The sequence below is a fragment of the Streptomyces coeruleoprunus genome (genome assembly GCF_039542925.1).
Classification (GTDB): domain Bacteria; phylum Actinomycetota; class Actinomycetes; order Streptomycetales; family Streptomycetaceae; genus Streptomyces; species Streptomyces coeruleoprunus.
Map to the genome: position 1 here is coordinate 5,999,257 of NZ_BAABIT010000001.1, position 14,164 is coordinate 6,013,420.

General features: G+C 74.1%; 14 protein-coding genes. 8 read left to right on the top strand and 6 right to left on the bottom strand.

Translation table 11 applies throughout. The annotated features are described in order from the left end of the window. Positions 1-139 precede the first annotated feature (139 nt). From ABEB09_RS26860 to ABEB09_RS26870, 3 genes are all read left to right on the top strand, one after another. Positions 140-607 carry a DUF3574 domain-containing protein gene (locus ABEB09_RS26860; RefSeq protein ID WP_345692485.1) on the top strand — a complete coding sequence of 156 codons (468 nt, stop codon included), beginning with the start codon at positions 140-142 and terminating at the stop codon, positions 605-607. A gap of 101 nt (positions 608-708) precedes the next feature. Next, positions 709-2,100: an aldehyde dehydrogenase family protein gene (locus ABEB09_RS26865; RefSeq protein WP_345692486.1), complete on the top strand. Its 1,392-nt coding sequence runs from the start codon at positions 709-711 to the stop codon at positions 2,098-2,100. Between the two features lie 94 nt (positions 2,101-2,194). Continuing rightward, positions 2,195-3,229, top strand: coding sequence for a zinc-binding dehydrogenase (locus tag ABEB09_RS26870; protein WP_345692487.1), 1,035 nt, complete (start codon positions 2,195-2,197; stop codon positions 3,227-3,229). On the opposite strand, the gene ABEB09_RS26875 is transcribed toward ABEB09_RS26870, so the two are convergent. The 3 genes from ABEB09_RS26875 to ABEB09_RS26885 all read right to left on the bottom strand — a co-directional run bounded on the left by ABEB09_RS26875 (position 3,226) and on the right by ABEB09_RS26885 (position 5,711). Further along, complete coding sequence (locus tag ABEB09_RS26875) at positions 3,226-4,206, bottom strand: DMT family transporter (protein WP_345692488.1); 981 nt, start codon at positions 4,204-4,206, stop codon at positions 3,226-3,228. The two genes, ABEB09_RS26870 and ABEB09_RS26875, sit on opposite strands and share 4 nt — an antisense overlap. Before the next feature lie 65 nt (positions 4,207-4,271). Continuing rightward, positions 4,272-4,964, bottom strand: a complete 693-nt coding sequence (locus tag ABEB09_RS26880; RefSeq protein WP_345692489.1) for an ArsR/SmtB family transcription factor — start codon at positions 4,962-4,964, stop codon at positions 4,272-4,274. Positions 4,965-4,982: 18 nt separating this feature from the next. Further along, complete coding sequence (locus ABEB09_RS26885; RefSeq protein WP_345692490.1) at positions 4,983-5,711, bottom strand: TetR/AcrR family transcriptional regulator; 729 nt, start codon at positions 5,709-5,711, stop codon at positions 4,983-4,985. A 66-nt stretch (positions 5,712-5,777) separates the two neighbouring features. On the opposite strand from ABEB09_RS26885, the gene ABEB09_RS26890 reads away from it, so the two are divergent. The 3 genes from ABEB09_RS26890 (at position 5,778) to ABEB09_RS26900 (ending at position 7,998) form a co-directional block, all read left to right on the top strand. Continuing rightward, entirely contained in the window at positions 5,778-6,932 is a 1,155-nt protein-coding gene (locus tag ABEB09_RS26890) for an acyl-CoA dehydrogenase family protein (protein ID WP_345692491.1), read from the top strand. Between the two features lie 95 nt (positions 6,933-7,027). Next, positions 7,028-7,315: a YiaA/YiaB family inner membrane protein gene (locus ABEB09_RS26895; RefSeq protein ID WP_345692492.1), complete on the top strand. Its 288-nt coding sequence runs from the start codon at positions 7,028-7,030 to the stop codon at positions 7,313-7,315. A gap of 56 nt (positions 7,316-7,371) precedes the next feature. Then, positions 7,372-7,998: a TetR/AcrR family transcriptional regulator gene (locus tag ABEB09_RS26900; protein WP_345692493.1), complete on the top strand. Its 627-nt coding sequence runs from the start codon at positions 7,372-7,374 to the stop codon at positions 7,996-7,998. A gap of 49 nt (positions 7,999-8,047) precedes the next feature. On the opposite strand, the gene ABEB09_RS26905 is transcribed toward ABEB09_RS26900, so the two are convergent. Further along, the gene (locus ABEB09_RS26905; protein ID WP_345692494.1) at positions 8,048-8,512 is read right to left on the bottom strand and encodes a MaoC family dehydratase; all 465 of its coding nucleotides are present in this window, start codon (positions 8,510-8,512) and stop codon (positions 8,048-8,050) included. Positions 8,513-8,605: 93 nt separating this feature from the next. Here ABEB09_RS26905 and soxR point away from each other — a divergent pair, with 93 nt between their 5' ends. Continuing rightward, positions 8,606-9,091 carry a redox-sensitive transcriptional activator SoxR gene (soxR, locus tag ABEB09_RS26910; protein ID WP_345692495.1) on the top strand — a complete coding sequence of 162 codons (486 nt, stop codon included), beginning with the start codon at positions 8,606-8,608 and terminating at the stop codon, positions 9,089-9,091. A gap of 99 nt (positions 9,092-9,190) precedes the next feature. Here the strand turns inward: soxR and ABEB09_RS26915 are convergent, their stop codons facing one another. Continuing rightward, on the bottom strand, positions 9,191-10,273 hold the full coding sequence (locus ABEB09_RS26915; protein WP_345692496.1) for an RNA ligase (ATP): 1,083 nt from the start codon (positions 10,271-10,273) through the stop codon (positions 9,191-9,193). 168 nt (positions 10,274-10,441) lie between these two features. Beyond that, positions 10,442-11,104, bottom strand: coding sequence for a hypothetical protein (locus ABEB09_RS26920; RefSeq protein WP_345692497.1), 663 nt, complete (start codon positions 11,102-11,104; stop codon positions 10,442-10,444). A gap of 236 nt (positions 11,105-11,340) precedes the next feature. On the opposite strand from ABEB09_RS26920, the gene ABEB09_RS26925 reads away from it, so the two are divergent. Beyond that, on the top strand, positions 11,341-14,136 hold the full coding sequence (locus tag ABEB09_RS26925) for a penicillin acylase family protein (protein ID WP_345692498.1): 2,796 nt from the start codon (positions 11,341-11,343) through the stop codon (positions 14,134-14,136). Positions 14,137-14,164: the final 28 nt, after the last annotated feature.

Sequence of the window (14,164 nt, forward strand, 5' to 3'; positions counted from 1 at the left end):
GCCGGTCACGGCGGTGGCCGGAACCCGCGTTTCGGCGCCCCGCCGCGCTCCTCCCTGTCACAGTGATCGGCGCTCCGTGCCCGCCCGTCGAAAGCCTCGCCCGCCGACAGCCTGGCCCCACACCGACAGAGGAGACCCCATGCCCGCCGCGACCACCCGCGTCCGTCTCGCCGCCACCGCGGCCGTCGCCCTCCTCACGCTCGCCGCCCCCGCCGCGTACGCCGCACTCGACGACACCGCGACCGCTCCTTCCACGACCACGGGCGCCGCCGACGCGCAGCCCTTCATGGAGACCCGGCTCCTCTTCGGCACCGCACGGCCCGACGGCGGACCCGACGTCACGGACCGGCAGTTCATGGCGTTCGTCGACCGCGAGGTCACCCCGCGCTTCCCGGCGGGGCTGACCATCCAGCAGGGCCGCGGCCAGTGGCGCGACGCCGCCGGGAAGATCGAGCGCGAACGCTCCTACGAGCTGATCCTGCTCTACCCGGCGGCCGACGCCGGCCCCAGCGGCCCCAAGATCGAACGGATCCGCGAGGCGTACCGGCGCGCGTTCGGCCAGGAGTCCGTGGGCCGCGTCGACGACCGGGTGCGGGCCGACTTCTGAGCGCCATCGGACGGCAGGATCGCCCCGGCCCCCTGGCGGCGGAAAACTACCGCCGCTAGTTTGGTCCGACCAGCGCAGCTGCCAGGCCGAAGGAGAAGCGGATGAAGGCCCACGACGGCATGTACATCGACGGCGGGTGGCGGCCCGCCGCCACTCACGACACCACCGCCGTGGTGAACCCCGCGACCGAAGAGGTCATCGCCCGTGTCCCCGCCGGTTCGGCGCAGGACGTGGACGCCGCCGTACGGGCCGCCCGCGCCGCCTTCCCCGGCTGGTCCGCGACGCCGCCCGCCGAGCGCGCCGCCCGCATCGCCGCCCTGCGCGACGCGATGGCGGCCCGCAAGGACGAGATCGCCGCGACGGTCACCGCCGAACTGGGCGCCCCGCCCAAGCTGGCCCAGGCCGTGCACACCGGACTGCCCATCATGGTCGCCGGCTCGTACGCCGAACTGCTGGAGACCTTCCCGTTCGATGAGAAGGTCGGCAACTCCACGGTCCTGCTGGAGCCGGTCGGCGTGGTCGGGGCGATCACCCCCTGGAACTACCCGCTGCACCAGATCGTGGCCAAGGTCGCCCCCGCCCTCGCCGCCGGCTGCACCGTGGTGCTGAAGCCCGCCGAGGACACCCCGCTCACGGCCCGCGTCTTCGCCGAGGCCGTGCACGAGGCCGGCTTCCCCGCCGGGGTCTTCAACATGGTCACCGGCCTCGGCCCGGTCGCCGGCCAGGCGCTCGTCGAGCACACGGGCACCGACCTGATCTCCTTCACCGGCTCCACCGCCGTCGGCCGCCGCATCGGCGCGGCCGCGGGCGCCGCCGTCAAGCGCGTCGCCCTGGAGCTGGGCGGCAAGTCCGCCAGTGTCGTCCTGCCGGGCGCCGACCTGGCCGCGGCCGTCCCCGCCGGCCTCGCCAACGCGCTCTCCAACTCCGGCCAGCGGTGCAGCGCCCTGACCCGCGTCCTCGTCCACAAGGACCAGTACGAGGAGGCCGTCGCCCTCGCCGCCGAGACCGTCGCCGCGTACACGCCCGGCGACCGCCTCGGCCCGCTCGTCAGCGCCGCCCAGCGCGACCGCGTCCTCGGCTACATCGAGAAGGGCGTCGCCGAAGGGGCCCGCCTCGTCACCGGCGGCACCGAACCGCCCCTGGAGCGCGGCTACTACGTCAGCCCGACGATCTTCGCCGATGTCACCCCCGGCATGACCATCGCCCAGGAGGAGATCTTCGGCCCGGTCGTCGCCTTCATGGAGTACGAGGACGAGGACGACGCCCTCCGCATCGCCAACGGCACCGTCTACGGCCTGGCCGGCGCCGTGTGGGGCGAGCCCGGGGCGGCCGTCGACTTCGCCCGCCGCATGGAGGCCGGCCAGGTGGACGTCAACGGCGGCCGGTTCAACCCGCTCGCGCCGTTCGGCGGCTACAAGCAGTCCGGCATCGGCCGCGAGCTGGGCGCCCACGGTCTCACCGAGTACCTGCACACCAAGTCGCTCCAGTTCTGACCCTCCGGCACCACCGCCGCCCTCCGACTCCGGGAGAACAACGATCGTGGTCGTCCGCGCCGCCGTCCTGCCCTCCGTCGGGTCCCCCCTGGGGATGACCCGCATCGACCTCCCCGAGCCCGGCCCCGGCCAGGTGAGGGTCCGCCTCGCCGCCGCCGGGGTCTGCCACTCGGACCTGTCCCTGGCCAACGGCACCATGCGCGTGCCCGTCCCCGCCGTCCTCGGCCACGAGGGCGCCGGCACCGTCGTCGCCGTCGGCGACGGCGTCACGCACGTCGGCCCCGGCGACGGCGTCGTCCTCAACTGGGCGCCGTCCTGCGGCAGCTGTCACCACTGCGGCATCGGCGAGGTGTGGCTGTGCGCCGACGCGCTCACCGGCGTCGGCCGGGTCCACGCCGTCACCGAGGACGGCACCGAGCTGCACCCCGGCCTGAACGTCGGCGCGTTCGCCGAGGAGACCGTCGTCGCCGCCGGGTGCGTCCTGCCCGTCCCCGACGGCGTGCCCCTCACCGACGCCGCCCTCCTCGGCTGCGCCGTCCTCACCGGGTACGGCGCCGTCCACCACTCCGCCCGCGTCCGCGAGGGCGAGTCGGTCGTCGTGTTCGGAGCCGGCGGCGTCGGCCTGGCCGCCCTTCAGTCGGCCCGTATCGCGGGCGCCGGGCCGGTCGTCGCGGTCGACGTGTCGCCGGAGAAGGAGGACCTCGCGCGCGCCGCCGGGGCCACCGACTTCGTCGTCGCGTCCGCCACCACGGCCAAGGACGTACGGCGCCTCACCGGAGGGCGCGGTGCCGACGTCGCCGTCGAGTGCGTCGGCCGCGCCGCCACCATCCGTACGGCCTGGGAGTCCACCCGGCGCGGCGGCCGCACCACGGTCGTCGGCATCGGCGGCAAGGACGAGCAGGTGTCGTTCAACGCCCTGGAGATCTTCCACTGGGGCCGCACCCTGTCCGGCTGCGTGTACGGCAACTCCGACCCGGCCCGCGACCTGCCGGTCCTCGCCGAGCACGTCCGGGCCGGCCGCCTCGACCTGGGCGCCCTGGTCACCGACCGGATCGGGCTCGACGGGATCCCGGCGGCGTTCGCCGACATGCTGGCGGGCAGGGGCGGGCGGGCGCTGGTGGTGTTCTAGCCCCGCGGCTCGGCCTCCCGCACCGCGGCGGGTGCTTCCGGCACCCGTCGCGGTCCGCCCCGACCACCCGGTGACCGGTCGCCGCGGGACCGGACGCCCCCCGACCGCGAGACCGCCACGCCCGCCAGGCACAGCGCACCCCCGGCGAGCGTCAGCGCACCCGGCACCTCGTCGAGCGCCAGCCACGACATCAGCACCACCAGCGCGGGCACGGCGTACGTCGTCGCCCCCATCCGCCCGGCCGGCGTACGGGCCAGCGCGTACGCCCACGTCGTGAACGCCAGCGCTGTCGGGAACACCCCCAGGTACACCATGTTCAGCGTCGCCGGCAGCGGCGCCCGCGCCGCCTCCTCCACCAGCGTGCCCAGGAACGGCAGACACGCCACCGTGCCCGTGAGGCACCCGAAGGCCGTCACCTGCAGGGCGCTCGCGTGCCGCAGCGCCGGCTTCTGCGCGACGACCCCGCCCGCGTACGCGGCCGCCGCCAGCAGGCACAGCACGACCCCGAGGACGGAGGCGCGCCCCTCGCCCGACATGGAGAGACCCACCGCGACCGCGCCCGCGAACGACACGGCCATACCGGCCAGCAGCCGCGGCGGCGTGGACTCGCCCAGGAACCGGGCGCTCAGCAGCACGATCAGCACCGGCCCGATGTTCACGATCATCGCGGCCGTCCCGGCGTCGACCTCCCGCTCACCCCAGTTGAGCACCACCATGTACGCCCCGAACCACAGCAGCCCCGACACGGCGATCCCCGGCCAGGCGGCACGCGGCGGCAGCCCCTCCCGCCGGACGAGCAGCAGACAGCCGAGCGTGAGCGCACCGGCGAGCAGCCGGCCCAGCGCCAGGGCACCCGGCGAGTACGCGGCGCCCGCGCTGCGGATGGAGACGAAGGCCGAGGCCCACAGGACGACCGTGACCACGACGGCCGCGAACGCGAGTCCTCGCGAACGTGCCGGGGAAGAGGAGGAGTTCATGGGCCCGACCCTAGAACCGGAACGTTTCGCCGCTCACCGCAATATCGGCGCCGCCGGCCGCCCCCTCAGCCCAGCGCCTCCGCGTCGATGCCCAGCAACTCGCCCAGCGCCCGCTCACCGGCGGGCGTCACCCGCACCGCCCGCTCGGTGCCGATCCGTACGCACCACCCGGCGTCGAAGGCATGGCGGCACAGCTCCGCGCCCGCCAGCCCCGCCAGATGCGGCCTGCGCTCGGTCCAGTCGAGGCACCCCCGGGCCACCGGCCGCCGTCCACCGGGCGCGAGCGGCACCCCGAGATCGCGGAACCAGCCGAGCCCGCTCCCCGTGAGCGCGAACCCGGCGTCCTGGCGCAGCAGTCCGCGCGCCGTCATGGCGTCGGTGACCACGATGCCGAGCCGCCCCGCGAGATGGTCGTAGCAGGTGCGGCCCCGCGCCATGGCGCTGCGGGCGCTCGCGTCCGCCAGTGAGCGCGGCGGTCCCGGGTCCCGGCCCGTGAACGCCGCCAGGTCCTCCACGAGCTGCGCCACGCGCGCGTCGGCCAGCCGCACGTACCGGTGCCGGCCCTGCCGCTCCTCGGCGAGCAGCCCGCCCTCGACGAGGCGCCCCAGGTGCTCGCTGGCCGTGGACGGCGCCACGCGCGCGTGGCGGGCCAGTTCCCCCGCCGTCCAGGCGCGCCCGTCCAGCAGGGCGAGGCAGAAGGCGGCGCGTGTCCGGTCCGCGAGCAGCGCGGCGAACGCCGCGAGTTCCGAGGCGGTCATACGTCCAGGATCACCCGCCTACGCTTCGGCACCCGCCGAACCGTCCGCGCGTGCCTCCGAGCCGTCCCCGCGTACCGCCGACCCTTCCCCCCGCGCCTCCGTTCGCCCGCCCCGCACCGTCGCGTACTGCAGCACGAGCCCGTCCAGCAGGGCCCGCAGGCCCGTCTCGAACGCACCCTCGTCGACCTGCTCCCGCCGCTCGGCGAGCAGATGCGCCTGGCCCAGGTGCGGATAGTCCGCCGGGTCGTACGCCGCCTCGTCGTCGACGAAGCCGCGCGCGAAGGAGGACAGCGCCGAGCCGGTGACGAAGTACCGCATGAGCGCGCCGATGTACGTGGCCTGGGCCGGCGGCCACCCGGCGCGCACCATCGCGCCGAACACCGCGTCCGCCACCCGCAGCCCCGCGGGCCGCCGCCCCGGGCCCCGGGCGAGCACCGGCACGATGTGGGGGTGCTCCCTGAGCGCGGCCCGGTAGGACACGGCCCAGTCGTGCAGTGCCGTGCGCCAGTCGCGGGCGTCGCCCTCCTCGAACATCGACAGGTCGACCCGGGCGCTCACCGCGTCCGCGACCGCCTCCAGGATCTCGTCCTTCGTGCGGAAGTGGTTGTAGAGGGACGGTCCGCTGACGCCCAGTTCGGCGGCCAGGCGGCGGGTCGACACCGCGTCCAGCCCCTCCCGGTCCACCAGGGCGCCGGCCGTGGCGACGATGCGGTCCCGGCTGAGCAGGGGCTTGCGCGGTCTGGCCATGCGGCACATAGTAGGGCCTGCCCAGAAAAAACTAGCACCGCTAATTAACTGGAGGTGTCCGGGCGTATGAACCTGGAGCTGAGCGAGGAGCAGGAGGCGGCCCGCCGGCTGGCCGAGGACTTCGTCCGCCGCGAGGTCGTCCCGTACGCCGCCGCCTGGGACCGCGCCGAGAGCGTCGACCGGGGCATCGTGAAGAAGCTGGGCGCGCTCGGGTTCCTGGGCCTCACCGTGCCCGAGCAGTACGGCGGCTCGGGCGGCGACCACCTCGCGTACTGCCTGGTCACCGAGGAGCTGGGGCGCGGCGACTCCTCCGTGCGCGGCATCGTCTCCGTCTCGCTCGGGCTCGTCGCCAAGACCGTCGCCGCCTGGGGCGACGAGGAGCAGAAGCGGCGCTGGCTGCCCGGCCTCACCTCCGGCGACCTGCTCGGCTGCTTCGGTCTCACCGAACCCGGCACCGGCTCCGACGCCGCGAACCTCGCCACCCGGGCCGTACGGCAGTCCGGCGGGGACTGGCTGATCAACGGCTCCAAGATGTTCATCACCAACGGCACCTGGGCCGACGTCGTGCTTCTCTTCGCCCGCACCGACGACACCCCCGGCCACCGCGGCATCTCCGCCTTCCTGGTCCCCGCCGACACGCCCGGCCTCACCCGCCGCCCCGTCCACGGCAAGCTCGGCCTGCGCGGCCAGGCCACCGCCGAACTGGTCCTCCAGGACGTCCGCGTGCCGCCCTCCGCGCTCCTGGGCGCGGAGGGCAAGGGCTTCTCCATCGCCATGTCCGCCCTCGCCAAGGGCCGGATGTCCGTCGCCGCCGGCTGCGTCGGCATCGCCCGCGCCGCACTCGACGCGGCCGTCGGATACGCGGGGGAGCGCGAGCAGTTCGGCAAGCCGATCGCCTCGTACCAGCTCGTCCAGGAGCTGATCAGCGACATCGCCGTCGACGTGGACGCCGCGCGGCTGCTCACCTGGCGGGTCGCCGACCTCGTCGACCGCGGCGAGGAGTTCGCCACCGCCGCGTCCAAGGCCAAGCTCTTCGCCTCGGAGGCCGCCGTGCGCTGCGCGAACAACGCCCTCCAGGTCTTCGGCGGCTACGGCTACATCGACGAGTACCCGGTCGGCAAACTCCTGCGCGACGCGCGCGTGATGACCCTGTACGAGGGCACCAGCCAGATACAGAAGCTCATCATCGGCCGCGCGCTCACGGGAGTCTCCGCCTTCTGACCGGCCCGCCCGCTCCGGTCGCCCGCCCGTCTGAGTACGGCGCCTGAGTACGACGGCGGATGTGGCGCCCGCCACACGGGCGGATGCTCGACGCCATGAGTGACACACCGGTCAAGCAGCAGAACACGGCGGCCTACTACGGGCAGGCCGTCGCCTCCTTCGCCGTCGCGCTCGGCGCCGTGGCCCTCGGCATCGCCAACCTGGAGGCCGACGTCTGGGTGCGGGCGTTCCTGGGCATCGCGGTGCTCTACCTCACCACCTCCGCCTTCACCCTCGCCAAGGTCGTCCGGGACCGTCAGGAGGCCGGTCACCTGATCAGCCGGGTCGACCAGGCGCGCCTGGAGAAGCTGCTCGCCGAGCACGACCCGTTCCAGAAGCTCTAAGCGCTTGCTCACCGTCGCGGTATGGTGGTCGTCCTGGTGTCGGGAAGGGGCGAGTGATGAGTGCGGCGGAGGAGACGGCCGGCGGCGAGGACATGCCGTGGGGCGAGGTCACCCCGGAAGCGGCGCGGCGACTGCTGGTCGCCGCGGTCGACGCCTTCGCCGAGCGCGGCTACCACGCCACCACCACCCGTGACATCGCGAGCCGGGCCGGCATGAGCCCCGCGGCGCTCTACATCCACTACAAGACCAAGGAAGAGCTGCTCCACCGGATCAGCCGGATCGGCCACGACAAGGCCCTGGAGATCCTGGAGGCGGCGGCCGGCGGACCCGGAAGCGCCGCCGAGCGGCTGGCGGACGCCGTGCGCTCGTTCGTCCGCTGGCACGCCGAGCGGCACACCACCGCGCGCGTGGTCCAGTACGAACTGGACGCGCTCGGTCCCGAGCACCGCACCGAGATCGTCGAGCTGCGCCGCAAGAGCGACGCCGCGGTGCGCAGGATCATCAGCGAGGGCGTCCGGGCGGGCGAGTTCGACGTCCCGGACGTGCCCGGCACCACGCTCGCCGTGCTCTCGCTCTGCATCGACGTGGCCCGCTGGTTCAACGCCCAGGGCCGCCGCACGCCCGACGAGGTCGGCGAGCTGTACGCCGACCTCGTCCTGCGCATGGTGGGCGCGCAGAAGTAGCCGCACGCGGCCGCGCCTTCCGGAAGCCCGCGGCCGCCGTTCGGTGGCGTCAGAAGTAGTAGCGGGAGACCGACTCCGCGACGCACACCGGCTTGTCGCCGCCCTCGCGCTCCACCGTGACGGTGGCCGTGACCTGCACCCCGCCGCCGCCCACCTCCGCCACCTCCGTCAGCACGGCCGTCGCCCGCAGCCGCGAGCCGACGGGCACGGGGGCCGGGAACCGCACCTTGTTCGTGCCGTAGTTGAGCCCCATCCGCACGCCCTCGACCCGCAGCACCTGCGGGACGAACACGGGCAGCAGCGACAGCGTGAGATAGCCGTGCGCGATCGTCGCGCCGAACGGCCCGGCCGCCGCCCGCTCCGGGTCGACGTGGATCCACTGGTGGTCGCCCGTGGCTTCGGCGAACAGGTCGATCCGCTTCTGGTCCACCTCCAGCCAGTCGCTGTATCCCAGTTGCCCGCCCACGGCGGCCCGCAGCTCGTCCGCGGAGGTGAAGGTCCTCGGCTCTGCCATCCCAGCTCCCAGCTCCTGTCCAAGCGCTTGCTTAGCACCTCGTAGCATGCTGGGGCGCGAAGGCCCTGTCAACGGACCAGTAGGGTTCGAGGGGTGCCGCAGATTCCAGAGAAGATCCACGAGCTCACCGTCGGCCAGCTCTCCGCGCGCAGCGGGGCGGCCGTGTCCGCCCTGCACTTCTACGAGTCGAAGGGCCTGATCAGCAGCCGCCGCACCAGCGGCAACCAGCGCCGCTACAGCAGGGACGCGCTGCGCCGCGTCGCCTTCGTGCGCGCCGCGCAGCGCGTCGGCATCCCGCTGGCGACGATCCGCGAGGCCCTGGCCGAGCTGCCGGAGGAGCGCACGCCCACCCGGGAGGACTGGGCGCGGCTCTCCCAGGCCTGGCGGGCCGAACTGGACGCCCGCATACAGCAGCTGGGCCGGCTCCGCGACCACCTCACCGACTGCATCGGCTGCGGCTGCCTGTCGCTCGACACGTGCGTCCTGTCCAACCCCGACGACCGCTTCGGCGAGCGCCTCTCCGGCTCCCGCCTCCTGCCGGAGACCTGCCGCCAGGAACCGAAGCGCCGGACGGGCTGAAGTCAGCCCCTCCGGCGTTCGAGGAGCGGGGGTTCGGGGGCGGAGCCCCCGATTCGGGAAGGGCGGGGTGGGGAAGATCCGCCGGACACGACCCGGCCGTTACTCGTACTCCGTGCCGCCCTTGCGGGTCAGGTACGCCGGGCTGACCGCCTTCGCGATGGCGCGTCCGCCCACCACCGGGCTGTACCGCTCGGTGGCCGGGCGGATCACGACGCCCTCGCGGAGATGGACGCCGCGTCCCGTCAGGGTCTCCTCGCCCGTCGCCAGCTCCAGCACCGTGGCGACGTCGTACGGCCCGGCGTACAGGCGCGGGACGAGCGGCAGTTCGCCCTCCAGCAGCGTGTGCAGGTCCGCGGCGTCCAGGCGGCGCACCTGTCCCTCGATCTCCACGGACACGTCGAAGACCGCGTACCCGGGCCGCTCGCCCTGCGCGCGGCCATCGGCGCCGTACGCCAGGTCCTGCACGCCCGCCCCGTACACCTCGCCGAACACGCCGACGCGGGTCGCGCCCAGCCGTTTCGCGAGGCGCGCGGCGACCGCGGGCACGTCGTGGCCGCGCACGGTCCGCCAGTACAGGTTGCGCGCGTCCTCCTTGAGCGCGAGGCCCTTGGCGCCGAAGCCCTTCGAGGAGACCCGCACCCGCCCGTCCCCGGCGTGATACGTCATCAGGCAGGCCGTCCCGTGCACCTTCTCGGTCAGCACCACGGGCTCGCCCGGCGCGAAGAGGTCCGGGTACCGCTGGATGTTCTCGATGTCGCCCCACGGCAGAAGATCGGGCGCGGACTCCACGTCGCCGCTCATCGACACCGGGACAGGCGGCGCCCACTTGGTGATGCCCAGCCGCTCCGCGAAGTCGGTGCGCTCGGCCGCCGCCCGTACCAGGTCGACGTCCGCCAGCGCCCGCGGCCGGCACACCAGCCCCTGCGACAGCTCACCGCGCAGCCGCACCGCCTTGACCCGGTCGGCCCGGCTGCCCGCCAGCCGCCCCGTCAGCCCCAGTTCCTCGATCAGCCCGGCGGGCAGCACCGCCTGCTCCGGGATGTACACGGCCGCCTCACCGGTGCGGAAGGCGCCCTTGGCGACGACCGCCCGGTACAGGCCCACTTGGGCCAGTTCGAGGGAGTCGGCGTTCGGGTGCTCGTGGACGGTCAGCACTTCCGCGGTGACGCGCAGCGTGGACATGGTGGGGCTCCTACGGGAGTCGTACGAGTGGTCATCGCCCACCACTGTCGCCCCGCCGATTTCCGCTGGCCCACAGGATTTTCCGGCTGCTAGCGTCACGCCGGGGCGGGGGTGTGCCGACACCGTCACCCACCCCCGCGCGCCCCGCGCCCCCGTTCGGGACGGCTCTCACCCGACCGCGGCCAGCTCCCGGTCCACACCCGGCGCCGACCGGTCCGCACCGGCCGCCCCCGCCGCGCGCTGACCGCGCGGCCGCCGCGCCGCCGACAGCGCCTCGGCCGTCAGCGCGGGCGCGGGCACCACGACGCCGCACCCCCCGCACACCGGCCCGCACCACGGCTCGCGCACCGCCTCCGGCCGCCACTCGAACCACCGCCCGTAGCACACCGGGCACCGCGCCCCCGGCCGCGCCTCCAGCGCGGCGATCAGCCGCCGCAGCGCCTCCGCCAGCGGCACGTCCGGGTGCACCGACGGATCGGCGCACCGCGCCACCCCGTTGCCGCCCCACGTGCGCCGGTGCCAGTCGTCCACCGCACCCGGCCGGCGCAGCCCCAGGTGCTTCTCCCTCCTGCGGCGTTCGGCGAACCGCCGCTCGTAGGCGAGCCACACCGCCCGCGCCTCCTCCAGCTCGTCCAACGCGGCCACCAGCCGCGCCGGATCGGGGTCCCGGTCCTGGGGCCCGAACCCGTGCCTCCGGCACAGGTGGTCCCAGGTCGCCCGGTGCCCGTAAGGGGCGAACCGCTCCAGGCACTTGCGCAGCGAATACCGCCGCAGCGCCGGATCGCACCCCGGATCACGTACCTGTCTGGCGAGACTCCGGAAACCGGCCATCGCGCTGCCACCTCCGTCGCTTGGTACTTCGGCGTCGCTGAATGGACGTACGGGTGCCCGCATCGGCTCCATCGAAAAACGGATGGATCCCATTACCGGGACGCCCCATCACCGGTGCGGGAGCGCCGCCCGGGACGGCCGGTGTGGCGCTTTTGAAAAAGTGAAGGACGCTCACCTTACCGAGCGGGCGTACCGCCAGTAACCTCCGGCGCATCGGCCTCTGACGAGGAGCCCCCATGCGACGACACTTCGGCCGGCGCACCACCGCCCGCCTCGGATCCGCCACCGCCACCGCCGTACTCGCCCTGGTCGCGGGCCTCCTGCTGCCCCCGCCGCAGCAGGCGGCGGCCGAGGAACCCGTCCCCGACCACTGCCGGGGCGGCCGGTGCGCCGACATCCTGCCGCCCGGCCAGAACGGCAACGCCACGCTCGCCGAGATCCTCGCCCACCGGGTCCTCGGCACGCGCCCCGCGCACAGCTCCGACCAACTCGGCCGCTACGAAGCGCTCGTACACGGCGCCGACGGCCTCACGGACACGAAGCTCGCCGACTTCTTCAACGACGCGTCCTTCGGCGTCCCCGCCGACCAGGTCGAGTCCGTGACCCGGCCCCGCGAGGACGTCACCATCACCCGCGACAAGAAGACGGGCGTCCCGCACATCAAGGGCACCACCCGGTACGGCACCGAATTCGGCGCCGGATACGCCGCGGCCCAGGACCGGCTGTGGATGATGGACCTCTTCCGGCACATCGGGCGCGGCGAACTGACCCCCTTCGCGGGCGGCGCCCTCGCCAACCAGGGCCTGGAGCAGCAGTTCTGGCCGCAGGCCCCGTACACCGAGGCCGACTACGAGGCCCAGATCGCCTACATCCGCGCCACCCACGGCGCCCGCGGCGAACAGGCCATGGCCGACGCCCAGGCCTATGTCGACGGCATCAACACCTACATCACCAAGGCCAAGGACGGCCGTTACTTCCCCGGGGAGTACGTCCTCACCGGCCACGTCGACGCGATCACCAACGCGGGCGGGATCCGCCCGTTCAAGCTCACCGACCTCATCGCCATCGCCTCGGTCGTCGGCGGCCAGTTCGGCGGCGGGGGCGGCGGCGAGGTCCAGGCCGCGCTCTCCCTGCTCGCCGCCCAGCGCCGGTACGGCGTCGTCGAGGGCACCCGCGTATGGGAGTCGTTCCGCCAGCGCGACGACGCCGAGGCCGTCCTCACCGTCCACGACGGCACCGCCTTCCCGTACGCCGAGAAGCCCGCGAACCCGCGCGGCACCGCCCTCCCCGATCCGGGCTCCGTCCGCCCCGAGCAGCTCGTGTACGACCGCACGGGATCGGCCGGCACCGGAGCCAAGTCGCCCCTCCGCGTGCCCCCCTTCCTGAAGCCGGCCCAGGGCATGTACGACGACGGTGTCCTCGACCCCGGCAGCCTGGACCCGAAGAAGGGCATGTCCAACGCCCTGCTGGTGTCCGGCGCCCACACCGCGAGCGGGCACCCCATCGCCGTGTTCGGCCCGCAGACCGGCTACTTCGCCCCGCAGCTGCTGATGATGCAGGAACTCCAGGGCCCCGGCATCTCCGCCCGCGGCGTCTCCTTCGCCGGCGTCGGCATGTACGTCCAGATGGGCCGCGGCCAGGACTACGCCTGGTCCGCCACCTCCGCCGCCCAGGACATCACCGACACGTACGCGGTCGAGCTGTGCCGGGACGACACCCACTACCTCCACCGCGGCGCGTGCGTCCCGATGGAGAAGCTGGAGAAGCGCAACGCCTGGAAGCCGTCCGTCGCCGACTCCACCGCCGAGGGCTCCTACCGGCTCCAGGTGTGGCGCACCAAGTACGGCATCGTCACGCACCGCGCCACGATCGGCGGCAAGCCCGTCGCCTACACCTCGCTCCGCTCCACCTACCGCCACGAGGCCGACTCCATCATCGGCTTCCAGCTGCTCAACGACCCGTCGTACGTCAAGGACGCCCAGAGCTTCCAGCAGGCCGTCCACCACATCGGCTACGCCTTCAACTGGTTCTACGCGGACTCCCGCGAGGCGGCCTTCTACAACAGCGGCAGCAACCCGGTCAGGGCGCCCGGCGTCGACCCGGCGCTCCCCGTGACGGCCACGGAGCCGTACGAATGGCAGGACTTCGACCCCGCCACCAACACGGCGGCCTACACCCCGTTCACCGCCCACCCGCGCTCCACGGGCCAGGACTACTACATCTCCTGGAACAACCGGCAGGCCAGGCGGTACAACACGGCCGCCTTCGGCTTCGGCTCCGTCCACCGCGGCGACCTGCTGGACCACCGCGTCGAGCGCCTCGTCCGGGCGGGCGGCGTGACCCGCGCGTCGCTCACGCGGGCCATGGCGGAGGCGGGCGTCACGGACCTGCGCGGCGAGCAGGTCCTCCCCGAACTGCTGGCGGTCCTCCGCACGGAACCGCTCACCGACCCGCGACTGACCACGGCGGTCCAGCAGCTGGAGGCCTGGTCCTCGGCCGGCTCCCCGCGCAAGGAGACGAGCCCCGGCTCCCACCGCTACTCCCACCCGGACGCCGTCCGGCTCATGGACGCCTGGTGGCCGCTGCTCGTCGAGGCCGAGTTCCGCCCGGGCCTCGGTGCCGAGCTGTACGACGCCCTGCGGGCGAGCCTCCCCGTCGACGAGTCCCCGGCCGCCCACCACGGCCCCACCGGCGCCCACGGCGGCTCCGCCTTCCAGTACGGCTGGTGGGGCTTCACCGACAAGGACCTCCGCCAGGTCCTGGCCCGCCCGGTGACCGACCCGCTGGCCCGCACGTACTGCGGCGACGGCGACCCCAAGGCGTGCAGGGCGGCGCTGCTGGCGACCCTCGCGCAGGCGGCGGCGAAGCCGGCGACGGAGGTGTACCCGGCCGACGGCACCTGCGCGGCGGGCGACCAGTGGTGCGCGGACGCCCTGGTGCACCGCCCGCTGGGCGGCATCACGCACCCGACGAGCCACTGGCAGAACCGCCCGACGTACCAACAGGTCGTCGAGTTCCCGACCCACCGCTGACCCGCGGAACCCGGGCCGATGCCGCCGT